At 65.4% G+C, this 26,308-nt stretch carries 25 protein-coding genes; 8 read left to right on the top strand and 17 right to left on the bottom strand.

All coding sequences use genetic code 11. The annotated features are described in order from the left end of the window. The 3 genes from KYG_RS22355 to KYG_RS22345 all read right to left on the bottom strand — a co-directional run. On the bottom strand, positions 1–190 hold a 190-nt coding region (locus tag KYG_RS22355), incomplete at its 3' end, for a sugar nucleotide-binding protein (RefSeq protein WP_008907214.1). After that, positions 187–1,254: a dTDP-glucose 4,6-dehydratase gene (gene rfbB / locus KYG_RS22350; RefSeq protein ID WP_008907213.1), complete on the bottom strand. Its 1,068-nt coding sequence runs from the start codon at positions 1,252–1,254 to the stop codon at positions 187–189. The genes KYG_RS22355 and rfbB, both read right to left, overlap by 4 nt. Positions 1,255–1,365: 111 nt before the next feature. After that, positions 1,366–3,351, bottom strand: a complete 1,986-nt coding sequence (locus KYG_RS22345; protein ID WP_008907212.1) for an SDR family oxidoreductase — start codon at positions 3,349–3,351, stop codon at positions 1,366–1,368. A 228-nt stretch (positions 3,352–3,579) separates the two neighbouring features. Between KYG_RS22345 and KYG_RS22340 the strand changes: the two genes are divergently transcribed. The 3 genes from KYG_RS22340 to KYG_RS22330 all read left to right on the top strand — a co-directional run bounded on the left by KYG_RS22340 (position 3,580) and on the right by KYG_RS22330 (position 5,890). After that, positions 3,580–4,170, top strand: coding sequence for a phasin family protein (locus KYG_RS22340; RefSeq protein WP_008907211.1), 591 nt, complete (start codon positions 3,580–3,582; stop codon positions 4,168–4,170). Between the two features lie 228 nt (positions 4,171–4,398). Beyond that, entirely contained in the window at positions 4,399–5,061 is a 663-nt protein-coding gene (locus KYG_RS22335; protein ID WP_008907210.1) for a TetR/AcrR family transcriptional regulator, read from the top strand. A 52-nt stretch (positions 5,062–5,113) separates the two neighbouring features. Next, positions 5,114–5,890, top strand: a complete 777-nt coding sequence (locus tag KYG_RS22330) for a hypothetical protein (RefSeq protein ID WP_008907209.1) — start codon at positions 5,114–5,116, stop codon at positions 5,888–5,890. Between the two features lie 267 nt (positions 5,891–6,157). Here KYG_RS22330 and KYG_RS22325 read toward each other — a convergent pair whose 3' ends face one another. Next, positions 6,158–6,925, bottom strand: coding sequence for a type III pantothenate kinase (locus tag KYG_RS22325; RefSeq protein ID WP_008907208.1), 768 nt, complete (start codon positions 6,923–6,925; stop codon positions 6,158–6,160). Between the two features lie 181 nt (positions 6,926–7,106). Here KYG_RS22325 and lysM point away from each other — a divergent pair, with 181 nt between their 5' ends. Beyond that, complete coding sequence (gene lysM, locus KYG_RS22320; protein WP_008907207.1) at positions 7,107–7,595, top strand: peptidoglycan-binding protein LysM; 489 nt, start codon at positions 7,107–7,109, stop codon at positions 7,593–7,595. Between the two features lie 221 nt (positions 7,596–7,816). Here the strand turns inward: lysM and KYG_RS22315 are convergent, their stop codons facing one another. The 12 genes from KYG_RS22315 to KYG_RS22260 all read right to left on the bottom strand — a co-directional run bounded on the left by KYG_RS22315 (position 7,817) and on the right by KYG_RS22260 (position 20,107). Further along, the gene (locus KYG_RS22315) at positions 7,817–8,233 is read right to left on the bottom strand and encodes a rhodanese-like domain-containing protein (protein WP_008907206.1); all 417 of its coding nucleotides are present in this window, start codon (positions 8,231–8,233) and stop codon (positions 7,817–7,819) included. Between the two features lie 16 nt (positions 8,234–8,249). Next, positions 8,250–9,215 (bottom strand): M48 family metallopeptidase, encoded by a 966-nt coding sequence (locus tag KYG_RS22310; protein ID WP_008907205.1) that lies wholly within the window; start codon positions 9,213–9,215, stop codon positions 8,250–8,252. A gap of 11 nt (positions 9,216–9,226) precedes the next feature. Next, positions 9,227–10,012 (bottom strand): 1-acyl-sn-glycerol-3-phosphate acyltransferase, encoded by a 786-nt coding sequence (locus tag KYG_RS22305; protein WP_008907204.1) that lies wholly within the window; start codon positions 10,010–10,012, stop codon positions 9,227–9,229. Positions 10,013–10,067: 55 nt separating this feature from the next. Continuing rightward, positions 10,068–10,691 carry a D-glycero-beta-D-manno-heptose 1,7-bisphosphate 7-phosphatase gene (gene gmhB, locus KYG_RS22300; protein WP_008907203.1) on the bottom strand — a complete coding sequence of 208 codons (624 nt, stop codon included), beginning with the start codon at positions 10,689–10,691 and terminating at the stop codon, positions 10,068–10,070. Positions 10,692–10,737: 46 nt separating this feature from the next. Then, positions 10,738–12,897: a glycine--tRNA ligase subunit beta gene (gene glyS / locus KYG_RS22295; RefSeq protein WP_034695901.1), complete on the bottom strand. Its 2,160-nt coding sequence runs from the start codon at positions 12,895–12,897 to the stop codon at positions 10,738–10,740. A 20-nt stretch (positions 12,898–12,917) separates the two neighbouring features. Next, positions 12,918–13,823, bottom strand: a complete 906-nt coding sequence (gene glyQ, locus KYG_RS22290; protein WP_008907201.1) for a glycine--tRNA ligase subunit alpha — start codon at positions 13,821–13,823, stop codon at positions 12,918–12,920. 318 nt (positions 13,824–14,141) lie between these two features. Next, positions 14,142–15,368 (bottom strand): beta-ketoacyl-ACP synthase I, encoded by a 1,227-nt coding sequence (fabB, locus tag KYG_RS22285; protein ID WP_008907200.1) that lies wholly within the window; start codon positions 15,366–15,368, stop codon positions 14,142–14,144. Next, the gene (gene fabA / locus KYG_RS22280) at positions 15,365–15,886 is read right to left on the bottom strand and encodes a 3-hydroxyacyl-[acyl-carrier-protein] dehydratase FabA (RefSeq protein WP_008907199.1); all 522 of its coding nucleotides are present in this window, start codon (positions 15,884–15,886) and stop codon (positions 15,365–15,367) included. Before fabA ends, fabB begins: the two co-directional genes overlap by 4 nt. Positions 15,887–16,045: 159 nt before the next feature. Continuing rightward, the gene (gene lnt / locus KYG_RS22275) at positions 16,046–17,677 is read right to left on the bottom strand and encodes an apolipoprotein N-acyltransferase (protein WP_008907198.1); all 1,632 of its coding nucleotides are present in this window, start codon (positions 17,675–17,677) and stop codon (positions 16,046–16,048) included. Next, positions 17,677–18,552, bottom strand: coding sequence for an HlyC/CorC family transporter (locus KYG_RS22270; RefSeq protein WP_008907197.1), 876 nt, complete (start codon positions 18,550–18,552; stop codon positions 17,677–17,679). Before KYG_RS22270 ends, lnt begins: the two co-directional genes overlap by 1 nt. An 85-nt stretch (positions 18,553–18,637) precedes the next feature. Further along, the gene (locus KYG_RS22265; RefSeq protein ID WP_034695884.1) at positions 18,638–19,375 is read right to left on the bottom strand and encodes a GNAT family N-acetyltransferase; all 738 of its coding nucleotides are present in this window, start codon (positions 19,373–19,375) and stop codon (positions 18,638–18,640) included. A gap of 249 nt (positions 19,376–19,624) precedes the next feature. Further along, the gene (locus KYG_RS22260) at positions 19,625–20,107 is read right to left on the bottom strand and encodes an Lrp/AsnC family transcriptional regulator (protein WP_008907195.1); all 483 of its coding nucleotides are present in this window, start codon (positions 20,105–20,107) and stop codon (positions 19,625–19,627) included. Positions 20,108–20,271: 164 nt separating this feature from the next. On the opposite strand from KYG_RS22260, the gene KYG_RS22255 reads away from it, so the two are divergent. The 4 genes from KYG_RS22255 (at position 20,272) to phhA (ending at position 24,369) form a co-directional block, all read left to right on the top strand. Further along, on the top strand, positions 20,272–21,213 hold the full coding sequence (locus KYG_RS22255) for a triacylglycerol lipase (protein WP_008907194.1): 942 nt from the start codon (positions 20,272–20,274) through the stop codon (positions 21,211–21,213). 3 nt (positions 21,214–21,216) lie between these two features. After that, a complete protein-coding gene (locus KYG_RS22250; protein ID WP_008907193.1) occupies positions 21,217–22,212 on the top strand; it encodes a lipase secretion chaperone in 996 nt (331 codons plus the stop codon). 168 nt (positions 22,213–22,380) lie between these two features. Next, positions 22,381–23,502 (top strand): 4-hydroxyphenylpyruvate dioxygenase, encoded by a 1,122-nt coding sequence (gene hppD, locus KYG_RS22245; protein ID WP_008907192.1) that lies wholly within the window; start codon positions 22,381–22,383, stop codon positions 23,500–23,502. A 15-nt stretch (positions 23,503–23,517) separates the two neighbouring features. Then, positions 23,518–24,369: a phenylalanine 4-monooxygenase gene (phhA, locus tag KYG_RS22240; RefSeq protein WP_008907191.1), complete on the top strand. Its 852-nt coding sequence runs from the start codon at positions 23,518–23,520 to the stop codon at positions 24,367–24,369. Positions 24,370–25,400: 1,031 nt separating this feature from the next. Here the strand turns inward: phhA and KYG_RS22235 are convergent. Further along, positions 25,401–26,297, bottom strand: coding sequence for a triacylglycerol lipase (locus tag KYG_RS22235; protein WP_008907190.1), 897 nt, complete (start codon positions 26,295–26,297; stop codon positions 25,401–25,403). Positions 26,298–26,308 lie beyond the last annotated feature (11 nt).

The following is a 26,308-nucleotide window of genomic DNA, read 5'->3' as shown; positions in this document are numbered from 1 at the left end:
GGGCGGCAGCGTTGACGATAACGTCCGGGCGCAGCTGGCGCACGGTGTCGCGCACGCCTTCGGGGTTGGCAAAGTCGCCGCAGTGGTCCTGGCTGTCAAAGTCCAGCGCGGTGACCTGGCCAAGAATGGACAGGCTGCGTTGCAGCTCCCAGCCCACCTGGCCGCCTTTGCCAAGCAGCAGGATGTTCATGCAGCGTTGCTTTCGTATTGCCGGGCAACCCAGTCGCGGTAGGCGCCGCTTTGTACCTGGGCCACCCATTCGGGGTTGTCCAGGTACCACTGCACGGTTTTGCGGATGCCGGTCTCAAACGTTTCGGCAGGTTTCCAGCCCAGTTCGCGCTCGATCTTGCGCGCGTCGATGGCATAGCGTCGGTCGTGGCCGGGGCGGTCTTTCACGTAGGTGATCTGGGTGCGGTAGCTTTGGCCGTCGGCGCGGGGGCGCAGTTCGTCGAGCAAAGCGCACACGGTGTTCACGATGTCGATGTTGGGTTTTTCGTTCCAACCGCCGACGTTGTAGGTTTCACCCAGGCGGCCCGCTTCGAGCACGCGGCGGATGGCGCTGCAGTGATCCTTCACATACAGCCAGTCGCGCACCTGCATACCGTCGCCATACACGGGCAGGTTCTTGCCGGCCAGTGCGTTGACGATCATCAGCGGGATGAGCTTTTCTGGAAAGTGCAGCGGCCCGTAGTTGTTGCTGCAGTTGGTGGTGAGCACCGGCAGGCCATAGGTGTGGTGCCATGCGCGCACGAGGTGATCGCTGGCGGCCTTGCTGGCGCTGTAGGGGCTGTTGGGCTCGTAGCCATGCGTCTCTGTGAACGCAGGGGCGTCAGCAGCCAGGGTGCCATACACCTCGTCAGTGCTCACATGCAGGAGCCTGAATGCTTCTTTATTGATAGCTGGGAGCGCTTGCCAGTATTGCCTCACAGCCTCCAAAAGCCTGAAAGTGCCGACCACGTTGGTCTGTATGAAGTCTTCGGGGCCGTGGATGGAGCGGTCCACATGGGACTCGGCGGCGAAGTTGATCACGGCGCGCGGCTGGTGCTCAGCCAGCAGGCGGGCCACCAGGGGGGTGTCGCCAATGTCGCCTTGCACGAACACGTGGCGCGTGTCGCCCTGAAGGCTGTCCAGGTTGTGCAGGTTGCCTGCGTAGGTGAGCTTGTCAAGGTTGACAACGGGCTCACCCGCCGCGGCTACCCAGTCGAGAACGAAGTTGGCGCCGATGAAACCCGCGCCGCCGGTGACCAGAATCATAGGGATGGCTGTTTGAAATGCCCGCTTGGCAAAACCCGTGATTATCCCTGCGCGCCGGACCTCCGGGTAACAGAGTTCAACGCGCTTGCTTCTGCCCCGGCCTGGCGTCCCTCAGAAGTGGATGCCGCGCATCATCTGCTGCAGTGCCACCGCCTCGGCCGACAGCTGCGGCTTGGCGTCCTTGCTGCCCTTGGCGGCGGTGGAATCCGGGAACATGCGAAAGCTCGTGTTCATGCTGATCTGCGCCACGCGCGGCACGAGGGCGTGCAGCAGCTGGCCAGTGATGCCAAGGCGCGTGGCAATGCGCACCGGCTTGAAGATGCAGGCCTGGGCGATCATGTCGGCCGCCTCTTCGGGGCTCAGCGTGGGCACGTTGTTGTAGATCTTGGTGGGCGCGATCATGGGCGTGCGCACCAGGGGCATGTTGATGGTGGTGAAGGTGATGCCCTGGTCGGCAAACTCGCTCGATGCGCAGCGCGTCCACGCGTCCAGCGCCGCCTTGCTGGCCACATAGGCCGAAAAGCGCGGCGCGTTGGTCAGCACGCCGATGGAGCTGATGTTGACCACATGGCCCTTTCGCCTTTCCACCATGCCGGGCAGGAAGCCCATGGTCACGCGCAGGCAGCCGAAGTAATTGAGCTGCATGGTGCGCTCGTAATCGTGGAAGCGGTCGTAACTCGACTCAATGGCGCGGCGGATGGAGCGGCCTGCGTTGTTGATGAGGAAATCCACACCGCCGTGGTTGTCGATGAGCAGTTGCACGAAACGGTCGCAATCGGCCATGTCGGCGATGTCGGCCGAATAAGCGATGAACTGGTAGCCCTTGGCCTTGGCTTCGGCGCAGGCCTCATCCAGCTTGTCCTGGTCGCGGCCGCAGATGATGGTGGTGGCACCCGCCTCGGCAAACTTGTGCGCGGCCGCCAGACCAATGCCGGACGAGCCTCCCGTCACCAGCACCACCTTGCCACCCACCGTGCCCTTGAGCGTGCGGTCGATGAAGAGCTCGGGATCAAGGTTGCGCTCCCAATAGTCCCACAGGCGCCAGGCGTAGTCCTTGAGATTGGGGCACGACACGCCCGAGCCCTTGAGCGCAGCCATGGTTTCGCGGCAGTCAAAGCGCGTGGGGTAGTTCACAAACGTCAGCATGTCCTCAGGCAGGCCCAGGTCCTTCATGACGGCATTGCGCACACGGCGCACCGGTGCCAGCGCCATCAGGCTCTTCTTCACGCTCTTGGGGATGAAGCCCAGCAGCGCGGCGTTGACGAACAGGTTCATGCGCGGCGCATGGGCTGCGCGGCTGAAGATGTCCAGCACATCGCCCACGCGGTAACCCACGGGGTCCACCAGGTGGAAACACTTCTTGGTGATGCTCTTCTGGTGGCTGATGACGTTGAGGGCGTTCACCACGAAGTCCACCGGCACGATGTTCACGCGCCCGCCCTCCAGGCCCACCGTGGGCATCCAGGGCGGCAGCAGCTGGCGCAGGCGCTGGATGAGCTTGAAGAAGTAGTAGGGGCCGTCGATCTTGTCCATTTCGCCGGTCTGGCTGTCGCCCACCACCATGGCGGGGCGGTACACCGTCCAGGGCACCTTGCAGTCCTGGCGCACGATCTTTTCGCTCTCGTGCTTGGTCTGGAAGTACGGGTGGTCCAGACCCTCGGCTTCCTCGAACATGTCCTCGCGGAACACGCCTTCGTACAGGCCGGCAGCCGCGATGGAGGAGACATGGTGGAAATGCCCGGCATCAATCGCCTTGGCCAGATCCACCGTGTTGCGCGTGCCCTCGATGTTCACGGCCACCTGGGTTTCCTCATCGGCAGCCAGGTCGTACACCGCCGCCAGGTGGTAGAAATGGTCGATCTGGCCCTTGAGCTTTTTCACGTCGTCGGCCGCCACTCCCAGCTTCTTCGCAGTGAGGTCGCCAAACACAGGGACCGCACGCGTGGGCCCCACACCCCAGAAGCTGCGCAGGTCGGCCACCTTGTCCGCACTCTCCTTGCGGATCAGGAAGTGGACCACCGCCCCCTTGCGCTCCAGCAGCTTCTTGACCAGCCGCTTGCCAATGAACCCCGTTGCCCCCGTCACGAAATACTGCATGGATAGCTCCTCTGAGATGACTTCATTCTTGCCCAAGGGCCGCGCACACCGATTCAGCACAAACCCGCGCCGATACTAGGCAAGCCTGGCCTGCGCAGGCTAGATGGCACGCTCTACATTTTTAGGAGCGCGCGCCTACACCTTGCGCGTCACGCGGCGTACAGTGCGGCCATGCGTCAGAGGCCAACCGCCCTGGCAAATCCACCCCAACCGCACAACGGAGGCCCCATGGTCAAGAAACTGCAGAAACTCAGCGCCGACAAGAAGAAGAGCAACGCCCAACTGTCCAGCACCGTCAAGGACTCCGCCCAGCAGATCTGGCTGGCGGGCCTGGGCGCCTTCTCCAAGGCGCAGGAAGAAGGTGGCAAGGTGTTTGAAGCCCTGGTCAAGGAAGGCCTGACCATCCAGCGCAAGACCCAGGCCGTGGCCGAAGAAAAGATCACCGAAGCCACCAGCCGCGTGACCACCATGGCCAGCGACATCGGCTCCAAGGCCCAGGGCCAGTGGGACAAGCTCGAAAACATCTTTGAAGACCGTGTGGCCAAGGCCCTGGCCAAGCTGGGCGTGCCCTCGGCCCGCGACCTGGAAGCCCTGAGCGCCCGCGTGGACGCACTGGCCAAGGGCAGCAAGGCTGCTCCCGCCAGGGCAACTGCCAAGCCCGCCGCCAAAGCCCCTGCCAAGAAGGCTGCGGCCAAGAAGACCGCGCCTGCCAAGGCAGCCGCCAAGCCCGTAGCCAAGGCCCCCACCAAGAAGGCTGCGGCCAAGAAGACCGCCCCACGCGCCGCCGCCGCGGCCACCAGCACGCCATCGGCCAGCTGATCCCGGCTTGCCACTGGCAAGCCCTCAGCCCGCACCCAGCGGTCCACGCGCCACGGCGTCTGGGCCGCTTTTCTTTTTTTGGCGAAACCCATGAAGTGCGCTACAAGCGGCGTGGGTACTGCATACGCACCCCACCTTCATGTCGCACTGCAGCATGACTGCGTGGGTTAGAGTAGCCACCAGAGACAACGCAACAACGACACGCAACGACGCGAAGGGCCTGCACACATGGTGAAGAAAGCGCCACGCCGCACCGCAGAACGCATTCTGGAAGTGACGCTGGACCTGTTCAACCGGTTCGGCGAGCCCAACGTCTCCACCACCCTGATCTCTGCCGAGCTGCGCATCAGCCCCGGCAACCTGTACTACCACTACCCCGCCAAGGACGAGCTGATCAACGCGCTGTTTGATCGCTACGAAACCGCGCTCACCGAGCTGCTGGCCGCCGCCGATGGCGTGCGCAATGTGGAAGACGCCTGGTTCTTCATGCACTCGCTGTTCGAGCTGATCTGGCAGTACCGCTTTCTGTACCGCGATCTCAACGACCTGCTGTCCAAGAACCGGCGCCTGGAAACCCACTTCCAAGCCATCCTCAAGAACAAGACCCGCGCCGTGCGCGCCATGCTCGACGGTATGGGCCGCGCAGACGCGCTGCACATCGACTCGCGCGAACTGGAGGCCACCGCCACCAGCATGGTCGTGGTACTCACCTACTGGCTCAGCTTTGAATACGTGCGCGACCCGCGCCGCGCGCTGGAGCCCGAAAGCGCCCAGGCCGCGCTGCTGCGTGGTGCCCACCATGTGCTGAACCTGCTCATGCCCTACCTCGAAAGCAGCCAGCGGGCCCACCTGCTGCAGCTGGTCGGTGCCTACGCAGCAACGCCAGGCTGATAAAAGCCCACCCGCCACAGACACCCCCAACAAGAACTCTCGGAGACACACCATGGCCAAATGGACCCCCTTCCCCCACGCAGGCGACTACCAGTTCGACGCCGCGAGCGTCAAGAAGCACTGGGCACGACTGCATGGCGGTGATGCCGAACCCTGCCCCAAGGACGCCGCCGCACTGCAAGCCTGGGCGCTGTTCCACAACGGTGATTTTGAGAAAGCGGCGGCGGCGGGACTGGCAGCCGGGGGTGCAGGCATCACTGCGGCCAACAAGGCTACCTCCATCTATGCCAATTACCTGGAGCCCAAGGAGAAGGCGCGCCTGGACCTGTTCATGCAGGTGGCCGAACGGGCGGAGGCCCAGGCGGCGGCAGAGCCCGATAACGCCAATGCCTGGTACTGGCATGCCTATGCGCTGGGCCGCTACAGCCAGGGCATCAGCGTGGCCAAGGCACTGGCGCAGGGGTTGGGTGGCAAGGTGAAGGACTCGCTGGAGAAGGCCATCGCTTTGTCACCCAAACACGCCGATGCGCGCATTGCGCTCGGCGCGTTCCACGCCGAGGTGATCGACAAGGTGGGCTCGCTGATTGGCGGCATGACCTATGGCGCCAAGAAGGACACGGGCCTCAAGCTGTTCCAGGAAGCGCTCAAGCTCAACCCCGGCTCTGCCATTGCGATGATTGAGTACGCCAACGCGCTGGTCATGCTGGAAGGCGACAAGAAGATGAAGGAAGCCACCGCGCTCTACGAAAAGGCCGCCGCCGCCGAGCCGATGGATGCCATGGAACGGCTGGATGTGGAGATGGCGCGGGCTGAACTGGAAGAGGAGTAGGGACATCCCCCTGAGGCGCTTCGCGCCTTCCCCCTTCTCTCGAATCACTGCGTGATTCGGGAAGGGGGACACCGCCAGCGCGGCGGGGCGGCCCTTGCGCGGCGGTTGCTGGTGTTTGGGCAGCGACCGTTTTGATGGTCTGTGACGAATGAGCCGCCACTTCATGCTGAGACTACGCCGTCAAAAGCGCGGTAGGTGCGGCTTCCGACTTCCAACCACCGAATACAGTTTCCTAGCGCGCACGCCCACCCAAAGCTTTGGCAGGCCTCAGCCCCCAAACCGCCGCGCAGCAATCTCCAGCAGCCCATCAAAAATCAGGTTGTCCACCAGCTCGAAAGGCCGTGTCATGCTGGGCGCCATCTTCCAGCCTGCGCCGCCGGTCATGATGCAGGCGGGCTCCTGGCCGCAGTGATGCAGCAGATGCTGGTACATGCGCTCCACGGCACCGGCGATGGCGTAGGTGCCGCCGCTGGTCAGTGCATCGCTGGTGTTGGTGGGGAACGGGCGCACTTCACCAGTCGGCACATGCAGGCCGGCGGTGCCCGATTCGAGCGCGCGCAGCATGATGCCGTGGCCGGGCAGGATGAGGCCGCCCATGAAGCGGCCGTCGGTGTCGATGCACTCCACCGTCACCGCCGTGCCCACCATCACCACCACCAGCGGCCGTGCAGGGCCGCGTGCCAGCACATGGTGGCGCGCGCCGATCATGGCCACCCATCGGTCCGATCCCAGGCGCGAGGGGTGGTCGTAGCCGTTGGTGAGCCCCGCCTCCTGCGCCGACGACACCACCCACGAGGGGGCAACGTCCCAGAGCTCCATCTGCTCCTGCACGCGGCGTTTGACGGCGTCTCCCGCCACCACGCAGCCCAGCATGCGCTCCGGGTGCGGCAGCGATGCCCAGCTGCCTTCGGCCAGGCGGTCGATGTGGTCGAGGAACTCGGCGCCATGCGCAATGAGCGCAGCCCCGGGGCGGGGAGCGTCGTACAACGCCCATTTGAGACGGGTGTTACCGACGTCGATGGCCAGGAAAGTCATGCGGCGGATTATCCCGAGTTTTGCGAGCCCGCCCGATTCCGGGACAGACAGGCCCCACGCAGACAAGTCCCACACCACGCCCCTCCCGAGAAAATCGTGTCGCGCCCCTGTCCGACACCACACGGTCGCCAGTTACCGCTACAGTGGCCTTTCCTGTTTCTGCAATATTAGGAGGTACGACATGGGTCTTTTCAGTTTCATCAAGGACGCCGGCGAAAAGCTGTTTGGCGGCAAGGAAGCGCAGGCAACCACCGCAGCGCCCCCCACACAGGATGAGCTCAACACCAAGGCGGCCAAGGCCATCGAAACCTATATTGCCTCGCAGAACCTGGGCACCAGCAATGTGCAGGTGGCGTTCGACGGCACACAGGGCAAGGTCACCGTCAAGGGCACAGCCCCCACCCAGGCGGCCAAGGAAAAGGTCACCCTGTGCTGCGGCAACGTGGCCAGCGTGACCAGCGTCGAGAACCTGATGGACGTCACCAACCCCGAGCCCGAAGCCCAGTACCACGACGTGGTGCGCGGCGACACCCTGAGCGCCATCGCCAAGAAGTTCTACGGCGACGCCAACAAGTACCCCGTGATCTTCGAGGCCAACAAGCCGATGCTCAGCCACCCCGACAAGATCTACCCCGGCCAGAAGCTGCGGATTCCGCCCCTGGCCAAGTAAGTTTTCTCGGCTTCAAGGCCAAAGAGCTGCCAGCGCTTGTACATCAAGCGCTGGCAGCTCTTTTTTTGATCGTAGCCAAACCCGGGAATGGGCGCCGCTTGGACCGGGGATGCCAAGCAAGGGCCGCCCCGCAGCGAGGGCATCGTCCTCCTTCCCGAATCGCGCAGCGGTTCGAGAGAAGGGGGAAGCGGCTCAGCCGCTCAGGGGGTTGTCCTCAGCCTTCATCCCTGCTTCCACGGCAGGCCATGAAAGCGCCAGCCGCCCTTTTTGCCGCGCTGGCCTTGCCCATCCGCATCGCCCTCAAACCCTTCGAGGATGTTGTAAGCCGTGATACCCAACTCAGTGGCGCGGCGCGCTGCGGCAATGGAGCGCACGCCGCTGCGGCACAGCAGCACCGCCCGCGCGCCCTCGGGCACGGCGGCGCGCATCTGGGCATCAAAGTCGGCGTTCATCGCCATGCCCGGCCACTGCTTCCAGGCCACGGCGGCGGCACCGGGCACGTAGCCGATCCACTCGCGCTCGGCGTCACTGCGCACGTCCACCAGCACGGCCTGCCCGGCCTGCACCCATTGCCAGGCCTGCTGGGGCGTCACGTCACCGGCATAGCCTTCGGCGGGAGAAATCTTGGCTTCGGTCATCGTCAATGTCCTTCTTTCAGTCCCACAAGGGGGCAGGTTCGTCGCGGAGATGGCTGCGCAGCCGGGCGTAGTCGGGCACCACGGTGGCCACGGTGTCCCAGAAGCGGGGGCTGTGGTCCATCACGCGCAGGTGGGCCAGCTCGTGCGCCACCACGTAGTCGATGATGGCCGGGCGGTAGTGCAGCAGGCGCCAGTTCAGGCGAATGGAGCCGTCGGCCTTGGCGCTGCCCCAGCGGGTGTTGGCGCTCGACAGGCGCAGGCTGGCCCAGCGAACGCCCAGCAGCGGAGCAAAGTGGTCCAGCCGCTCGGTGAAGTGGCGGCGCGCGTCGCGCATCAACCAGGCCTGCACCGCATCGCGGACCTGCGCCGCACTGGCGCTGTGGGGCAGCGCGATGTGCAGGCTGGGCTGTTCTGTTGCGGTGACCAGCGCCCCACCCTTGCCCGCAAAACCGTGGCTCGGGTCCAGCACCAGCTTCAAGGGCTCGCCCAGATAGGGCAGCTCTGCGCCATGGGCCCACACGATGCGGCCGCCTTCCATGCGCTGCTGGCGCTCACGCGCCTCGCCCAGCTTGCGCAGGATCCAGTCGGATTTTTCGCGCAGCGCGGCATCTACGGCGCCCAGCGTGACCCAGCTCGGGGCCCGCACCGACAGGCCATCGGCCCCCACGGTAAAGCCGATGCTGCGGCGGCGCGCGCGTTGCAGCGCATAGGCCACCACGGCATCGCCCAGCAGCACCTCGCGGCTGGCCTGGGGGTGGCGGAACTCGGCGGGGGACAGCAGCGAGGGCAGGGGCGCCGCTGGTGCTGGTGCGGGCGCTGGTGTCGCAAAGGTGTTAGCTATCTTTTCAGGAGCTGCTAGCGCTTTACCATCAAGCGCTGGCGGCATTTTTTGCTTGATATTTTCAGCATTGCCCCCCGGCGCCGCAACCAGTGCGCCCGGTGGGTCGAAAAGGTCCAGCGCCAACTGCACAAGCCGCTGCATCACGGTGATGCTTACTCTTCGCTGGCCGCTTCGGTGGTCCTGGCGGCCGGGATGACCACGGCAGGGTATGCATCGGGGTCCAGGCGGCGCATTTCGGCCTCGATCCAGGCCTCCACCTCGCGCATGAGTTCTTCAGGCTGGCGGCCTTGGCTGGAGATGGCCTTGCCGATGGACACATCCACCACGCCCGGCCGTTTGACGAACGCCTTGCGCGGCCACACCTTGGCCGAGGTCACGGCAATCGGGATCACCGGCGCACCGGTGTCAATCGCCAGGCGTGTGCCGCCGGTCTTGTAGTTGCCCTTCTGCCCCCGCTCGATGCGCGTGCCCTCGGGGAACATGATGATCCAGATGCCCTTGGCCAGCAGGTCCTTGCCCTGCTGCACCACCTTGTTGAAGGCCTGCGTGCGCTGGTTGCGGTCGATGTGGATCATGTCCAGCCGCCCGATGGCCCAGCCGAAGAAGGGCACGTGCAGCAGCTCCTTCTTGAATACATACGCCAGAGGGTGCGGCATGATCACCGGCATCAGGAAGGTCTCGTACGTGGACTGGTGCTTGACCAGCAGGATCGCGCCTTCGCTCTCGCCCTGCGGCAGGTTCTCCATGCCGGTCACCTCGGCGCGGATGCCCAGGACCACCCGCGCACCACTGATGCACAGCGACAGCCAGGCCCGCGCAATGCGGTACAGCGGCACACCCCGCACGCCCAGCAACGTGCCCAGCATGATGGCCAGGGCGTAGGGCACCACGGTGATGCCCATCCAGAGAAGGTGAATGACGGAGCGAAGAAAAGCCATTTTTACAGTCTTTTTGGCCGCCAGGGCTTACCAGTAAAGCGCCAGCAGCTATTAATCAAGTAGCAATCACAGGGTGCGCCCCCTGCCCCGCCAGCGGCAACGGGGCCGCGGCCCCTGCACCCACCGGCTGCACCACGGGCAGCAACTGGTCCACAAAGTCGCCCAGGCTGGCGTGCACCACCGTGCCCGGCGGGAGCCCCACCGGCAGCGGCCCGCCCGGCACCACCTCGGCCGAACGCCCCGTGCACACCAGGTGCACCCGCGCACCCAGGGCGGCACCCGCCTGCAGATGGGCCACGCAGCTACCCACCACGCGCATGTCATGCCGCTCCACCCCATAGCGCTCGCCGATCTGCTCCAGCAGGCCCGGCGCCGGTTTGCGGCAGGCGCAGTTCTCATCGGCGGCATGCGGGCAATAGAACACGGCGTCGATCCGCCCGCCCACAGCCGCCAGCTGCCGGTGCATCTTGGCGTGGATGGCATTGAGCGCCACCACGTCAAACAGCCCCCGGCCCAGCCCGGGCTGGTTGGTGGCAACCACCACGTGCCAGCCCGCATGGTTGAGCCGGGCAATGGCTTCCAGCGCGCCGGGCACGGCCATCCACTCGTCGGCCGAGGTGATGTATTCATCCCCCAGCGGGTTGAGGGTGCCGTCGCGGTCCAGGATGACGAGTTTCATGGGGTAAGTTTCCCTTGTGAGAGCCGCCAGCCTATCAGCCCCAGGGTCACACGGCCAGGCGTGACAGGTCGGCCACGCGGTTCATCGCGTTGTGCAGCATCTTGAGCAGGCCCAGGCGGTTCATGCGCACATCCAGTTGCTCGGCGTTGACCATCACATCGTCAAAGAACGCGTCCACCGGCGCGCGCAGCACGGCCAGGGTCTGCAGGCTGGCGGTGTAGTCGCCCGCGTCGAACTGGGCGTTGGCCTCGGGCACAAAACGCTGCAGTGCGGCAAACAGGTCCTGCTCGGCTTTTTCCTGCAGCAGCTCGGGGTTGACGTGGGCGTCCACCGGGCCCTCTGCTTCGGCCTTTTTGAGAATATTGCCGACGCGTTTGTTGGCTGCGGCCAGGGCCGGGCTTTCCGGCAAGGCCGCGAAGGCGCGAACGGCGGCGAGGCGCTGCGGAATGCTGGCCCATTGACCCAGCTGGCGCGCGTAGATGGCGGCATCCACTTCCGCTGGCGAGAAGCCGCCATCCCGGAGATAGCCCTTGAGGCGCTCAACCAAGAAGTCGTCCAGCTCAGACGCCTTGTCCTGCACCAAGCCCGATGGGAAGGCAGCAGAAGCCAGCCGCGTGAGCTCGTAGAAATGCAAAGGCAGGCGCTGTTCAATCAACATCCGGATCACGCCCAGCGCATGGCGGCGCAGCGCAAACGGGTCGCGGTCGCCCGTGGGCAGGTTGCCAATGCCGAACATGCCCACCAGGGTTTCCAATTTATCGGCAAGCGCCACCACCACGCCCGCCATATTGCGCGGCAGTGCGTCGCCCGCAAAACGCGGCTTGTAGTGGTCTTCAATGGCGTGCGCCACGGTCTCGCCCAGGCCGTCGTTGAGTGCGTAGTAGCCGCCCATGATGCCCTGCAGCTCAGGGAATTCGCCCACCATGTCGGTCACGAGGTCGGTCTTGGCCAGTTGCGCAGCTTTGTCGGCATCAGCGACCAAGGCCGCGTCGCCCAACTGCGTGGCAATGGCCTTGGCGATGGCGCGCACGCGCTCCACACGTTCCCCCTGCGTGCCCAGCTTGTTGTGATAGACCACCTTGGAGAGGCCTTCGACGCGCGAGGCCAGCGTCTTTTTGCGGTCCTGGTCGAAGAAGAACTTGGCGTCGGCCAGGCGCGGGCGCACCACGCGCTCGTTGCCGCCGGTCACAAAGCTGGTGTCCTCGGGGCTGATGTTGCTCACCACCAGGAACTTGTTGGTCAGCTTGCCCGCGGCATCCAGCAGCGGGAAGTACTTCTGGTTGGCCTTCATCGTGAGGATGAGGCACTCTTGCGGCACGCCCAGGAACTGCTCTTCAAACTGGCAGATGACCACGTTGGGGCGCTCGACCAGCGCGGTCACTTCGTCCAGCAGGGCCTCGTCTTCGATGGGGCGGGCGCCGTTGCCCACCGTGGCGGCAGCAGCGGCCAGCTGGCGGGCGATCTCGGCCTTGCGCTCGGCAAAGCTGGCGATCACCGCGCCGTCTTTCTTCAGCGTGGCGGCGTAGCTGTCGGCATCGGCCAGCACCACGGGCGACACGGCGGCTTCAAACCGGTGGCCAGTGGTGCTGTTGCCCGCCATGAGGCCCAGCGCCTTCACGGGCACCACGGTACTGCCATGCAGCGCCACCAAGCCGTGTGCGGGGCGCACAAAGTTCACGCTGGTCCAGCCGGGCAAAAAGTTGTCCATACCGCAGTCGGTTTCGAGCTGGTAGCTCATCACCTTGGGGATGGGGAGCTTGGCAATCGCTTCATCCAACGCCTTTTGCAGGCCCGCCGCCAGCGTCGCACCGGCCACCACGCTGTCGTAGAACAGGGCTTCGGCCTTGCCGTCCTGCGCGCGCTTCAAGGCGGCCACGGCGGCTGCGGGGTTGGACACATCGGCGCCCAGCGCCTGCAGCTTTTTCAGCAGCGCAGGCGTGGCGTTGCCGCTGGCATCCAGGCCCACGGTCACGGGCATCAGCTTTTGCTGTACGGCCTTGTCAGCAGCCTTGTCGGCCACGGCGGTCACATGCGCGGCCAGGCGGCGGGGCGATGCAAAGGGCGTGACGGCGGAAGCGGCTGTGGCCAGGCCCTGCGCCTTGAGCTGATCTGCCATCACGGTGGCGAAGGCATCGCCCAGCTTCTGCAGCGCCTTCGGAGGCAATTCTTCGACAAACAGTTCAACGAGGAGGTTTTGGGTCGTCATGTTCTTGTTCTTTCGCTCGTTCACGCGGCCTTTTTGACCATCTGTTCCACCCACTCGCGCGGCGCCATCGGGAAGCCCAGGCGCTCGCGGCTCTCGTAGTAGCTTTGCGCCACGGCACGGGCCAGGTTGCGGATGCGGCCAATGTAGGCGGCACGCTCGGTCACGCTGATGGCGCCGCGTGCATCGAGCAGGTTGAAGCTGTGCGCGGCCTTGAGCACCTGCTCGTAGGCGGGCAGCGCCAGCTGCTGCTCCATCAGGTACTTGGCCTGCTTTTCGTGCGCGTTGAAGGCCGTGAACAAAAAGTCCGCGTCGCTGTGCTCAAAGTTGTAGGTGGACTGCTCCACCTCGTTTTGCTTGTACACGTCGCCGTAGCTCAGGGTGTCGGTCCACTTGAGGTTGTAGACGTTGTCCACGCCCTGCAGGTACATGGCCAGGCGCTCCAGGCCGTAGGTGATCTCGCCCGTGGCGGGCTTGCAGTCGATGCCGCCCACCTGCTGGAAGTAGGTGAACTGGGTCACCTCCATGCCGTTGAGCCAGACCTCCCAGCCCAGGCCCCAGGCGCCGAGCGTGGGGTTCTCCCAGTCGTCTTCGACAAAGCGGATGTCGTTCTTTTTCAAATCGAACCCCAGGGCTTCAAGACTGCCCAGGTACAGCTCCAGGATGTTGGCGGGTGCGGGCTTGAGCACCACCTGGTACTGGTAGTAGTGCTGCAGGCGGTTGGGGTTCTCGCCGTAGCGGCCGTCCTTGGGGCGGCGGCTGGGCTGCACGTAGGCGGCCTTCCAGGGCTCTGGGCCGATGGCGCGCAGGAAGGTGGCGGTGTGGCTGGTGCCCGCACCCACCTCCATGTCGTAGGGCTGGAGCAGTGCGCAGCCCTGGGCGTCCCAGTACGACTGCAGCTTGAGGATGATTTGTTGGAAGGTCAACATGCGTTGGTGTGCGCGGTGCAAACCGCGCAGGAAGGGGGTGTTGGAACCATGGCGCGCCAGACACGCGCGCAAACATCGGATTTTACGGCCCCACAACGCTATCGGCCCGCCTGCCCCGCAGGACAGACGGGCCGCAAGGCCTCAAGGGGGATTTCAGTAGCTCCAGGCGCGAGCGCTAGCCGCGACGCATAAATCTGGCTCGGCCCAAGCCAGAAGCCACCGTGCAAGGGCCGCCCCGCCGCACGGGTGGCGTCCCCCTGCCCGCATCGCACAGCAATGCGAGAGCGGGGGGAAGCGGCGCAGCCGCTCAGGGGGGTCTCAGGCTATCCAGCGCCGCAGCACCAGGCTGGCATTGGTGCCACCAAAGCCAAAGCTGTTGGACAGAACCGTGGTGAGCTCGGCGTCGCGCGTCTGCGTGACCAGCGGCATGTTGCCAAGCGCCGGGTCCGGCGTTTCGACATTGGCCGAACCGGCGATGAAGCCTTTGTTGAGCATGATCACGCAGTAGATCGCCTCCTGCACGCCAGTGGCGCCCAGCGAATGCCCGGTGAGCGACTTGGTGGACGAGAACGGCGGCACCTTGTCGCCAAACAGCGCCTGCATGGCACGCACTTCCTGCATGTCGCCCACCGGCGTGGAGGTGCCATGGGTGTTGATGTAGTCGATGGGGGCATCCAGCCCCTGCATGGCCTGCTGCATGCAGGCAATGGCGCCGTCGCCCGAGGGGGCCACCATGTCTTCACCGTCGCTGGTGGCGCCAAAGCCCACCACTTCGGCCAGGATGGTGGCGCCACGGGCCTGGGCGTGCTCCAGGCTCTCCAGCACCACCGCCCCGCCGCCACCGGCGATCACAAAACCATCGCGGTTCGCGTCGTAGGCGCGCGAGGCTTTCTCGGGGGTGTCGTTGTACTTGCTGGACATGGCACCCATGCCGTCAAACAGCAGCGACATGCCCCATGAGAGTTCCTCGCCGCCGCCCGCAAACATCACGTCCTGCATGCCCCAGGCAATCTGCTGCGCGGCCACGCCAATGCAGTGGGCCGACGTAGAGCAGGCCGAGGTGATGGAGTAATTGATGCCCTTGACCTTGAAATTGGTGGCCAGGCACGCGGACACGGTGGAGCTCATGCAGCGCGTGACCTGGTACGGGCCCACGCGGCGGATGCCCTTGTCGCGCAGCGTGTCGGCTGCTTCGATCTGGTTGGCGGGTGAGCCGCCGCCCGACCCCATGATGAGGCCCGTGCGCGGGTGGCTCACCTGTTCGGGCGAAAGGCCTGCTTGCTTGATAGCGTCTTCCAGCGCGATCTGCGCATAGGCCGCCGCATCGCCCATGAAGCGCAGCTGCTTGCGGTCGATGCGCGCCTCGATGTCGATCTCGGGCGCGCCGCCCACCTGGCTGCGCAGGCCCAGTTCCTTGAACTTTTCCACGGCCTTGATGCCGCTGGTGCCCGCACGCAGCGAGGCCTCCACGGTGGCCAGGTCGTTGCCAATGCACGAGACGATGCCCGCGCCGGTGATGACTACGCGCTTCTTGGTGGTCGTCATGCTGCGTCCTTGCCGTCTTCCTCGCGCTTGAACAGGCCCACACGCAGGTCGTTGGCTACATAGATTTCCTTGCCATCGGCCAGCAGGCGGGCATCGCCAATGGCCATGACCAGCTTGCGCTTGATGACGCGCTTGATGTCGATTTCGTAGGTGACCAGCTTCACATCGGGGCCCACTTCGCCGGTGAACTTGACCTCGCCCGCGCCCAGCGCGCGGCCCCGGCCCGGCAGCTGCAGCCAGGTCAGGTAAAAGCCGATGAGCTGCCACATGGCATCGAGCCCCAGGCAGCCGGGCATGACGGGGTCGCCCTGGAAATGGCAGGCAAAAAACCACAGGTCGGGTTTCACGTCAAGTTCGGCGCGGATCTTTCCCAGCCCGTGCGCGCCACCATCGCTGTCGATGTGCGTGATGCGGTCAAACATCAGCATGGGCGGCAGCGGCAGGCGCCCGCTGTCGGCGCCGAACAGCCGGCCCTCGCCGGAGGCGATCAGTTGTTCGTAGGAAAAGGAATCTGCCATTTTCAGTCGTGCTCCAGAACAGCGGTTGCCCCGCCTCAAATCGTCATTGTTTGCAATACAGGCCCGGCTTGCGGGCCCCTATTATCAAGGCATAGGGAGCCGCCTCTAAACAATGCCCTGCGGTGGCGCCCGACCCACCCGGCGCGCACCTGACGTGGATCAACCCCGCACGCGCCCGCGCTGGCGCCTGTGGAGCAGCCATGCCACCAGCAGCGCCAGGCCGCCGGTCATCCACAGCGGCCAGAGACCCCAGCGCGATACCCACCAGGCATACGGCGTGATGTGCCAGCCGCGCTGGGCGTCCAGCCCCCGGCCCTGTACCTCGCCCCTGAGCACGCCGCGGGTGTGGCGCGCCAGCTGGTGCGTGACCACGCCGCGGTGGTCGATGATGGCCGTGGCGCCGGTGTTGGTGGCGCGCACCATGGGGCGCTCGAACTCCAGAGCGCGCATGCGGCTGATGTGCAGATGCTGGTCAATGGCCAACGTGTTGCCAAACCAGCCAATGTTGCTGAAATTGACAAACACCGTGGGCGCCTGCGCCGGGTCGATAAAACGTGCGCCCAGCTCCTCGCCAAAAAGGTCTTCGTAACAGATGTTGGGCGCGATGCGCTGGCCCGCCCACGCAAAGGAAGGCTGTGCAACCAGGCCCCGATTGAAATCCCCCAGGGGGATGTTCATCATGGCGGTGAACCACTTGAAGAACGGCGGGATGAATTCGCCGAACGGCACCAGGTGGTGCTTGTCGTAGCGGTAAGGCGCCGCCAGCGTGGTGGGGCCCAGGCCCAACACCGAATTGGTATAGCCCTGTTCCTGGTCGCCCAGCGGAATGCCCAGCAGCGCGGCCTGCGTGCCCTGGGCCCCTTGCGCGTAACGCTGCTGCAAGCCTTCCAGGTACCCCGGGCTCAGTTGCTGGGGCAGCAGCGGAATGGCCGTTTCGGGCGCCACCACCAGGTCAGCGCGGGCCTCGCGCAGCGCCTGCGCATACCACTGCAGGGCCAGCGGTACGCCGCTGCCCGGCTGGAATTTTTCGTCCTGCGGGATGTTGCCCTGCAGCAGCTCCAGGCTGAGTGAAGGGGCGGCTGGCTGCACGGGTGTGCCACAACCGCTGATAGCGCAATGGCGGCCCCAGGTGGCTGCGGCCAGCAGCGCCGCCAGCGCCACCAGACCGGCCCACACGCGCGCACGCCGCAAGTCGGCACTGCGCAGCTGCACAGCCCCCATGGCCAGCATGGCGGCCACGGCGCCGACACCGTACACGCCCACGCTGCGCGCCAGCACGCCCAGTGGGCCATCCACATGCGCGTAACCGCCAGCCCCCCAGGGGAAGCCCGTCCACAGCGTGCCACGTGCCAGCTCCGCCAGCAGCCAGAATGCTCCGAAAACAATAGCTGTCAGCGCTTTACTGGTAAGCGTGAGACGGCAAAAAAGCCCCAAAACCGCTGCATAGTAGCTGGCCAGGAATGCCGCCAGGCCCAGCACCGCAGCCACCGCCAGTGGCGCGGCCAGCCCGCCGTAGGTGTGCATGGAGATGAAAAGCCACCAGAAGGTGCCGGCCAGCCAGGCGGTGGCGAACAGCCCGCCCAGAAGCGCGCCGCGCTGCCAGCGCACACAGGCTGCCGGGTGTGGGCGCACCAGCCAGGCCAGCACGGCCAGCGAGGCGATCTGCAACCACCACAGGGGCTGACCGTTGCCCGGCCAGGCCAGCGACGCCGCCTGCGCGGCACCGGCAGCCACGGCCAGCAGCGCCTGCAAGGCCAGCGGCGGCCCCGCCATGGACACAGCGCGGCCCATCAGTCGCTGGTGCTGGCGTCTTCGACGCGCGACACCTTGAACCAGCGCACGGCGCCGCCCTTGGTGTGCAGCACGACGAAATGCAGCCCGCTGAGCTGCAGGTGCTCGCCCCGTTTGGGAACGTGGCCCATTTCGTGGGCGATCAGGCCACCAATGGTGTCGAACGACTCATCGGGGTCGCTGCCCTTGACCTGCACGTCGAACGCTTCGGAGACACGCTCCACCGAGGTGTCGCCACTGACGCGGTAGGTGTGGTCGGCCAGGCCGAAAATGTCGCCGTTGTCCTCGGGAATGTCGAACTCGTCCTCGATCTCGCCGACGATCTGCTCAAGCACGTCCTCGATGGTGATCAGGCCGGCCACACGGCCGAACTCGTCGATCACGATGGCCAGGTGGTTGCGGTTGCCGCGAAACTCGCGCAGCAGGTCGTTCAAGCCCTTGCTTTCAGGCACGAAGACTGCGGGGCGCAGCAGGGTGCGGATGTTCAGCTCGGGCGACCGCTGCAGCTTGAGCAGATCCTTGGCCATGAGGATGCCGATGATGTTGTCCCGCTCGCCCTGGTACACCGGAAACCGCGAGTGCGCGGTGTTGATGACCAGGTGCAGCATCTCGTCAAACGGCGCCTCGATGTTGACGAGGTCCATGCGGGGCGCAGCCACCATCACATCGCCTGCGGTCATGTCGGCCATGCGGATCACGCGCTCCAGCATCACGCGCGATTCGGCTCCAATGACCTGGTTGTCCTCGGCGTCGGCCAGGGCACCGATGAGCTCTTCGGTGGAATCAGGGCCGGGGTGGATGAACTCGGCAACCTTTTGCAGAAAGGTGCGCTTGTCTTCCTTTTCGGGCGCTCGCCCGGGATGCGGATCTGACACTGTTTGAGAGCGTGCGCGCGGTAGTGGGTCGGGCCCCAAGGATAGCGGATTGTGGTGTCAGCCCGTCCAGGGGCTGCGCCGGTGGCTATTCGGCCGACTGGTGGCGTGCGTGCTGCACGCCGCTGCGCACTTCCTGCACGCTGGCCAGGAAATCCCAGAACTGCTTGGCCTGCTTCTTGATCTGGTAGTCCACCTCGGCGAACTGCTGCTCCACCATTTCGGTCATGCGCGTGTCCAGGTTGGCCGGCTCGATCTGCAGATAGGCCTCGGACTCCGAGCCATCGCGTCGCACCGTGGCGCCCGCCTTGCGCGCGATTTTCAGCATCGCGGTGTTTTCGGACAGCGCGTGGATGAACACCATGTTCACGCCCTCGTTGCGGGCGTGCATCACGGCCCGCTCGAACAGGCGCGCCCCGAAGCCGCGCCCGCGCGCCTGCTTGAGCACCGACACGCCGAATTCGGCGCAGTGCTTGTATTCCGGGTGCTCCGAAAAGGCCAGGTGCGCCATGGCGATGAGTTCAAGCCGGCGGTTGTAGATGCCAAAGATCTCGTCGCGGTCGAAATCCAGCTGCTCGGCATAGCGGCGGATCTGCTCGTCATTGGCCGCATAGCCAAAGCGCAGGTAACGGTCTTCAGGCTCGAGCTGAAGCAGGTGCTGGGTGATCCGCTCGCGGTACGAGGGGCCCAGGGCACGAATGGGAACCATCACGGGCACCTCCTTCTTGACGCCATGTTCAGGGGCGACAACGCCGCCGGTGACGGGACGCAGCATGTCTCGGCCTGCGTACCAGGATGCTTTGAGCCAGTCTTTTGTTGCGATCATGCGGGTAAATATAAGGGTTTTCCCTCAGCAACTCCAGCCAAATTTGCTGCGCTGCAACAAAATAGTGGGCTCTCTCAAATACACACAAAATCAGGCTCCAGCGCTTTACTGGCAAGCGCCAACAGCTATGAAGGATATAGCAACAGGCCCGGTGTGCAGTCGCTTGGGAGACCGCCAGCCGACCCGTGGACCATGGCTGCGCAGGGTATCGCGGCTTGCGGCCCGATGGCAAGCGCCCGCCCTGCTGCGTCAGACAGGAACGGCAGTGGTGGCCTTGACGCGGTCCAGCACAAAGCTGGTCTTGCAGTCCTGCACGCTGGGGTGCTTGAGCAGGGTGTCCATGATGAAGCGGCTGTAGTGCGCCATGTCGGCCACCACCACGCGCAGCAGGTAGTCCATCTCGCCGGTGAGCGAGGCGCATTCGACCACCTCGGGCCAGGTCTGCACACTGGCGCGGAACAGGTCCATGGGGTTGCGCTTGTGGCTCTCGGTGTGCTTTTCGAGCCGCACGTTCAGGTACGCCGTGAGCCCCAGGCCGACGGCCTCCGGCGACACCAGCGCCACATAGCGCTGGATCACGCCGCTGTCTTCCAGGCGCTTGACCCGACGCAGCACCGCGCTGGGCGACAGGCCCACCTGTTCGCCAATGACGTCATAGGTTTCTCTGCCGTTGTCTTGCAGGCGGCGCAGGATGGCCCTGTCCAGCTTGTCGAGTGCGTTGAAACCATTCATGGCGCAGGATTTTACGAAACACCGCGCCGACCCCGCATGCCACACCGCGGGCACGGGTATGTCCCGATAGTGACTCCCTGCGCTCAATAGAAAAATTGATCCTGCAAAAAAGAACGGTCGTTCGTTTTTGCACCATAAGAAACCATACCAACGGAGACAAACACATGACCGGATTTTTCAGCCGCTTTTTGCGGCGACTGTTGCTGGCGGCCACGGCGGGGCTTTTGCTCATGGGCGCCAATGCCCAGGCACAGAGCGGCTACACCCAGACGCGCTACCCCATCGTGCTGGTGCACGGCCTTTTTGGCTTTGACTCGGCCCTGGGCATCGACTACTTCTACGGCATCCCCGACGCCCTGCGCCAGGGCGGCGCCAGGGTGTACGTGGCGCAGGTGTCGGCCGCCAACAGCACCGAGGTGCGCGGCGAGCAGTTGCTGACCCAGGTCAAGACCATCCTGGCCATCACCGGCGCTGCCAAGGTGAACCTGGTGGGCCATTCGCACGGTGGCCCCACCACGCGCTATGTGGCCGGAGTCGCCCCCCAGCTCGTGGCCTCCGTGACATCGATTGGTGGCGTGAACCGGGGCTCGCGCGTGGCCGACATCCTGCGGGGCGTGGCGCCCGCGGGCTCGGTGTCGGAGGTGGTGGCCAGCGCCGCCGCCAGGGCGCTGGTGGGCCTGATCAACCTGACCTCCGGCGGTACCGGCCTGCCCCAGATGCCCACGGCAGCGCTGGACTCGCTGACCACCGCAGGCTCGGCCAAGTTCAACAGCCGCTTCCCGCACGGCGTGCCCACCTCGGGCTGCGGCAGCGGCGCCGAGCTGGTGAACGGCGTGCGCTACTACTCCTGGACCGGCACCCTGCCCCTGACCAACGTGCTCGACGCCAGCGACGCCCTGCTGGCCACGCTGAGCCTCACATTTGGCGAGTCCAACGACGGCCTGGTATCGGCCTGCTCGTCGCGCCTGGGCAAACACCTGGGCGACTACCGCCAGAACCATCTGGACGAAGTCAACCAGCTGCTGGGCCTGCGCGACTGGTTCTCTACCGACCCCGTCACGCTGTACCGCCAGCACGCCAACCGCCTCAAATCGGTGGGCCTGTAAGCCATGAAGGCCGCGCGCGCCCTCAGTGCAGGGGTGGCCCTTGCCGCCGCCACGGCCGCCGTGGTGTGGTGGCTCGGGGCCCCCGGTCTGCCGGACGCCGCATCCACGCCAACCCCGCAGGGTGCGGCCGCCGCGCCCGCCGGGGGTGCGATGCTTGCGGGGATATCGCAGCCGGCGCGGCCCATGGAGGACAGCTTTTTTGCCCCCGGCCGCGCCGCGGTGGCCGACCACAGCGCAGACCCGCTGCTGGTGCACGGCCTGCGCGACACGCTGGAAGCCCTGCTCCTGGAAGCGCGGGCCGAGGATGCGAGCGACCCCGCCGCGCTCAAGCAGCGGCTGGCGGCGCTGGTAGGCCAGCACTTTTCTGCAGATCTGGCCACCCGCGCGCTGGCACTGGCCGAGCGCTACGTGGACTACCGGGTGGCGCTGGGCCAATTGCGCTCGCCCCAGGACATGAACGACCCCGCCGCCCTGCGCGAGGCGCTTCAGGCACGGCACCGGGTGCGCCAGCAGTTTTTTGACGGCCCCGAGTACGACGCTTTGTTCGCCCGCGAGGCAGACCTGGACCGCTACACCCTGGCGCGCCTGGAGATTGCGCACAACCCCGGCCTCACTGCCGAGCAACGCGCCCAGGCGCTGCGCGATGCAGACAACGAACTGCCCGAGGCACGCCGCGCCGAGCGCGCCGCCGCCACCGTCCACCTCGACGCCGCGGCCCAGACCGCCACGTTCAACGCCCAGAACACCGACGAACGCACCCGCCACGCCGCGCGCAGTGCCCGCTACGGCGAGGCCGCCGCCCACAACATGGCCCGGCTCGACCGGGAAGAACAGCACTGGCAGCAGCGGCTGGCGCAATACGACCAGGCGCGTGCGCAGCACGGCGATGGCCCCGGCCTGCAGCAGCTGCGCCAGCAGCTCTTCAGCGAACAGGAGCAGCCCCGCATCGAAGCCGCACTGGCTTTGCGCAAGCTGCAGTCCGCTGCGCCCGGCTCCTGACAAGGCGGCCTCCACAGCGCTTTCCAAGCGCAACAAGTGCGCCAAAGATTGACGATTCACAATATTCCTGCAAATCAAGCGCCACCGGCTCTTGATTTCGCCAGAAACATGAGGCAGGGCGCGCCTACAGTCCATGACATTCATCAACGACGAATGCCGGAGACACCCATGAACGCCGCCTTGCCGCAACAAACCGCCGCCCAGCTCGACGCCTGGGACAACCCCATGGGCCTGATGGGCTTCGAGTTCGTCGAATTCACCTCGCCCCAGCCGGGCGTGCTGGAGGCGGTGTTTGAAAAGCTGGGCTTCACGCTCGTGGCCAGGCACCGCTCCAAGGACGTGGTGCTCTACCGCCAGAACGGCATCAACTTCATCCTGAACCGCGAGCCCCACAGCCAGGCGGCTTACTTTGGCGCCGAGCACGGCCCCTCGGCCTGCGGCCTGGCGTTCCGCGTGAAGGACGCGCACAAGGCCTACCAGCGTGCCCTGGAGCTGGGCGCCCAGCCCATCGAGATCCCCACCGGCCCCATGGAACTGCGCCTGCCCGCCATCAAGGGCATCGGGGGTGCTCCGCTGTACCTGATCGACCGTTTTGAAGACGGCAAGTCCATCTACGACATCGACTTCGAATTCATCGAAGGTGTGGACCGCCGCCCCGTGGGCCATGGCCTGAACGAGATCGACCACCTGACGCACAACGTGTACCGCGGCCGCATGGGCTTCTGGGCCAACTTCTACGAGAAGCTGTTCGGCTTTCGCGAGATCCGCTACTTCGACATCCAGGGCGAATACACCGGCCTCACCAGCAAGGCCATGACGGCGCCCGACGGCAAGATCCGCATCCCGCTGAATGAAGAGTCCAAGCAGGGCGGCGGGCAGATCGAAGAGTTTTTGATGCAGTTCAACGGCGAAGGCATCCAGCACATCGCGCTGATCTGCGACGACATCCTGTCCACCGTGGACAAGCTCGGCCTGGCCGGCGTGCCCATGGCCCCAGCCCCCAACGACATCTACTACCAGATGCTGGAAGGCCGCCTGCCTGGCCATGGACAGCCCGTGGGCGAACTGCAGTCGCGCGGCATCCTGCTCGATGGCACCACGGCCGACGGTACACCGCGCCTGCTGCTGCAGATTTTCTCGACCCCCATGCTGGGCCCCGTGTTCTTCGAGTTCATCCAGCGCAAGGGCGACTACCGCGACGGCTTTGGCGAAGGCAACTTCAAGGCCCTGTTCGAATCGCTGGAGCGCGACCAGATCGCCCGCGGCGTGCTTGAGGCCAAGAAGGCCTGAGAGGGAGTGAGCGCCATGACCACCGAGTCTGTCGTCAAACCCGTCGTATACGGCGCGAGCGACCGCCCTCCGCGCGGCGACTACAGCCGCGCCCGTGCCGACTACACCTGCACCCAGGATTACGCGAGCTACACCGCCGCCGACCACGACACCTACCGCCGCCTGTACGAACGCCAGCGCGCCCTGCTGCCGGGCCTGGCGAGCCAGGCGTTTATCGACGCCCTGCCCTCACTGGGCGCGAGCGACCGCATCCCGCGTTTTGAAGAGGTGAACGAGCGCCTGTACAAAGCCACCGGCTGGGAGCTGGTGGGCGTGCCGGGGCTGATCCCGGAGGTGCCGTTTTTCACATTGCTGGCCAACCGCAAGTTCCCGGTGACGGACTGGATCCGCAAGCCCGAGGAGTTCGAGTACATCGTCGAGCCCGACATCTTTCACGACCTGTTCGGCCATGTGCCGCTGCTGTTCAACCCGGTGTTTGCGGACTATGTGCAGCGCTACGGCCAGGGCGGTCTGAAGGCGCAAGGGCTGGGGTCGTGCGAGATGCTGTCGCGTCTGTACTGGTACACGATCGAGTTCGGGCTGATCCGCGAGGCGGGGCAGTTGCGGGCGTATGGCGCGGGGATTTTGAGTTCGTCGGGCGAGCTGGCGTATTCGGTGCAGAGCCCGGAGCCGCAGCGCATTGCGCTGCAGCTGGAGCGCACCATGCGCACGCGCTACAAGATTGATACGTACCAGCAGACGTATTTTGTGATCGACAGTTTTGAGCAGCTGTTTGAGATGACGGCGGCGGACTTTGCGCCGATTTATGAGCGGCTGCGGGGGTTGCCGGAGTTTGCGGCGGATGAGCGGGAGGCTGTGGCGGCTTGATTTTGAGTCAAATCGGCCGCTAGCGCTTATCTGGCAAGCGCTGATAGCTATTGTTTTTGCATGTTCAGGCGGCGGCACGTACTGCTTTGCGCCCTCCGCCCGTGCGCGCTGTCGAAGCCTGCGCACCACCAACCCGTTCGGGCTGAGCTTGTCGAAGCCGGGGCGCGCTCACAGGCTCGCTGATGGACAGCGTGTCGTGGTTGAGGCGGAGGCCGGGAGTCGCCCGGCATGCGAGTAACTTTCTTTCGCGTCGCCGAAAGAAAGTCACCAAAGAAAGGGCGACCCTACTGCGCGCGTCCCTTCGCTGCACTAACGGGCAACCTGCGATGCTCGCACAGGGGGTGCGCCGCAGAACTCACTGCGCGCTACGCGCTCCGTTCAAACAACTGCGGCAAGTCAGAGCACGAAGTGCGTGTGTCCTTCGGCACACGCACGCACCCCCTGCCCTGCGCTTCTCGGCACGCGCAGAAGGGAACCCGAGGGACATCCACTCGGGCCATTGCTTCGCTGCGCTGCGCTCGGCCCCCTCACGCGGGCGCAAGCGCCACGCGCTGCGAAAGCTGGGCCGAGCGCAGCGATGGCCCGTTCGGCTGTTAGATGTTCGGCTCCTCACCCCTGCTGGCTGCGCCTGCGGCGGGGCGGTTGTGGGGTGAGCATGGGCGTCGGAGCGCCCATGCCTTGTGAACTGACTCGCCGTGGTTGTCCGAGCGGCGCGCCGCAGGCGCAAAGCGAGTTCCACGGCGCACCCCGCAACCGCCCCGCCGCAGGTTTGCCCCGTAGCGCAGCGCAGGGGTCGCAGACTGGGGGTCGCCTTTCTTTTGGGTACTTTTCTTTGGCGAAGCAAAGAACAAGTACCTCGCCCGCCGGGGCGACTCCCGGCCTCCGCACTCACCACAAGCATGCGCTTCAAACCAGCGCGCCCAGGCTTCGACAGGCTCAGCCCGAACGGTAGACGGAAACTCGATGACTATGAAAACAATAGCTGCTAGCGCTTTATACATAAGCGCCAGAGGCCAAAAACAATAAAAAAATCACCCCCACCCCATCTCCTCAAGACAAGCCTTCATCACTCCCGCATCAAACGCCATCTGCACATGCGCAACCCCCTGAACCAACCGGTTGTCCGCCCCCGGCAAACTGGCAGTGCTCGCCGGAAACACGATGTTGTCGCAGTTGGAATACCAGCAGGTAAACAACGCAGCCCGCCCCGCAGGCTCGGCCCTCTGTAGCGCCAGCACCCAGTCCCCCGCCAGGCTCATCTGCCGCCCATTCACCGCCCGGCTGAAGCGCCCCAGCCATGTTCCGCCATGCGGCGTGCCCAGCGTCAACACCCGGTGCACCCGCCCATCGGCCTGGTGCGCGCGCAGCCACGCCCGCACCGCCAAGCCCCCCATGCTGTGGCAAAGCACCACCGGCGCCTGCCCCGTGGCGGCAGTTACCCGCAAGACAGCGTCTTCAATGATGTCCGCGTACTCGTCAATCGAGCCCATCACCGGCTCCAGATTGACCGCCACATGGGCATGGCCCTGGGCTTGCAGTGGCGCAAACCACGGCAGCCACAGGCCCCGGTTGCACATGAAGCCGTGCACCAGCACCACGCCGCGCTTGCCCGTTGGCTGGGCGGGCAGCCAGTCGGGCACGGACTGGTGGCGAAACGGCTGGCGCCAGCCAAAGACCTGCAGCGCCACCCACACCTCGGCCCACCAGGCACCCACCACCTGCGACAGGCGGGCGCGGGGCGCCGCGTCGGTACGGTTGGTGATATGCATCAGTACAAACTCCACCGCCATCACCACCAGGAACATCCCCAGCGGCACCAAGGCGCCCAGCACGGCGCGCAGGGGTGAATGGGGCCACTGCCACACCAGCCAGGCGGCCATGGCCAGCAGGATGCACAGGAGAAGGATTCGTTGCCAGCGCGCAATCATGGTGATGGTGG

It is taken from the genome of Acidovorax sp. NO-1 (assembly GCF_000238595.1).
Taxonomy (GTDB): Bacteria; Pseudomonadota; Gammaproteobacteria; order Burkholderiales; family Burkholderiaceae_C; genus Acidovorax.
Note: the sequence above shows the minus strand (reverse complement) of the source record. Positions and strands in the feature narration are given on the sequence as shown.

Bases quoted from the DNA above. Each gene is read 5' to 3' on its own strand.
- rfbB (WP_008907213.1), bottom strand. From the start codon at position 1,254: ATGATTCTGGTCACCGGCGGCGCGGGTTTCATCGGCGCCAACTTCGTT.
- KYG_RS22345 (WP_008907212.1), bottom strand. From the start codon at position 3,351: ATGCAGTATTTCGTGACGGGGGCAACGGGGTTCATTGGCAAGCGGCTG.
- KYG_RS22340 (WP_008907211.1), top strand. From the start codon at position 3,580: ATGGTCAAGAAACTGCAGAAACTCAGCGCCGACAAGAAGAAGAGCAAC.
- KYG_RS22335 (WP_008907210.1), top strand. From the start codon at position 4,399: ATGGTGAAGAAAGCGCCACGCCGCACCGCAGAACGCATTCTGGAAGTG.
- KYG_RS22330 (WP_008907209.1), top strand. From the start codon at position 5,114: ATGGCCAAATGGACCCCCTTCCCCCACGCAGGCGACTACCAGTTCGAC.
- KYG_RS22325 (WP_008907208.1), bottom strand. From the start codon at position 6,925: ATGACTTTCCTGGCCATCGACGTCGGTAACACCCGTCTCAAATGGGCG.
- lysM (WP_008907207.1), top strand. From the start codon at position 7,107: ATGGGTCTTTTCAGTTTCATCAAGGACGCCGGCGAAAAGCTGTTTGGC.
- KYG_RS22315 (WP_008907206.1), bottom strand. From the start codon at position 8,233: ATGACCGAAGCCAAGATTTCTCCCGCCGAAGGCTATGCCGGTGACGTG.
- KYG_RS22310 (WP_008907205.1), bottom strand. From the start codon at position 9,215: ATGCAGCGGCTTGTGCAGTTGGCGCTGGACCTTTTCGACCCACCGGGC.
- KYG_RS22305 (WP_008907204.1), bottom strand. From the start codon at position 10,012: ATGGCTTTTCTTCGCTCCGTCATTCACCTTCTCTGGATGGGCATCACC.
- gmhB (WP_008907203.1), bottom strand. From the start codon at position 10,691: ATGAAACTCGTCATCCTGGACCGCGACGGCACCCTCAACCCGCTGGGG.
- glyS (WP_034695901.1), bottom strand. From the start codon at position 12,897: ATGACGACCCAAAACCTCCTCGTTGAACTGTTTGTCGAAGAATTGCCT.
- glyQ (WP_008907201.1), bottom strand. From the start codon at position 13,823: ATGTTGACCTTCCAACAAATCATCCTCAAGCTGCAGTCGTACTGGGAC.
- fabB (WP_008907200.1), bottom strand. From the start codon at position 15,368: ATGACGACCACCAAGAAGCGCGTAGTCATCACCGGCGCGGGCATCGTC.
- fabA (WP_008907199.1), bottom strand. From the start codon at position 15,886: ATGGCAGATTCCTTTTCCTACGAACAACTGATCGCCTCCGGCGAGGGC.
- lnt (WP_008907198.1), bottom strand. From the start codon at position 17,677: ATGGGCCGCGCTGTGTCCATGGCGGGGCCGCCGCTGGCCTTGCAGGCG.
- KYG_RS22265 (WP_034695884.1), bottom strand. From the start codon at position 19,375: ATGATCGCAACAAAAGACTGGCTCAAAGCATCCTGGTACGCAGGCCGA.
- KYG_RS22260 (WP_008907195.1), bottom strand. From the start codon at position 20,107: ATGAATGGTTTCAACGCACTCGACAAGCTGGACAGGGCCATCCTGCGC.
- KYG_RS22255 (WP_008907194.1), top strand. From the start codon at position 20,272: ATGACCGGATTTTTCAGCCGCTTTTTGCGGCGACTGTTGCTGGCGGCC.
- KYG_RS22250 (WP_008907193.1), top strand. From the start codon at position 21,217: ATGAAGGCCGCGCGCGCCCTCAGTGCAGGGGTGGCCCTTGCCGCCGCC.
- hppD (WP_008907192.1), top strand. From the start codon at position 22,381: ATGAACGCCGCCTTGCCGCAACAAACCGCCGCCCAGCTCGACGCCTGG.
- phhA (WP_008907191.1), top strand. From the start codon at position 23,518: ATGACCACCGAGTCTGTCGTCAAACCCGTCGTATACGGCGCGAGCGAC.
- KYG_RS22235 (WP_008907190.1), bottom strand. From the start codon at position 26,297: ATGATTGCGCGCTGGCAACGAATCCTTCTCCTGTGCATCCTGCTGGCC.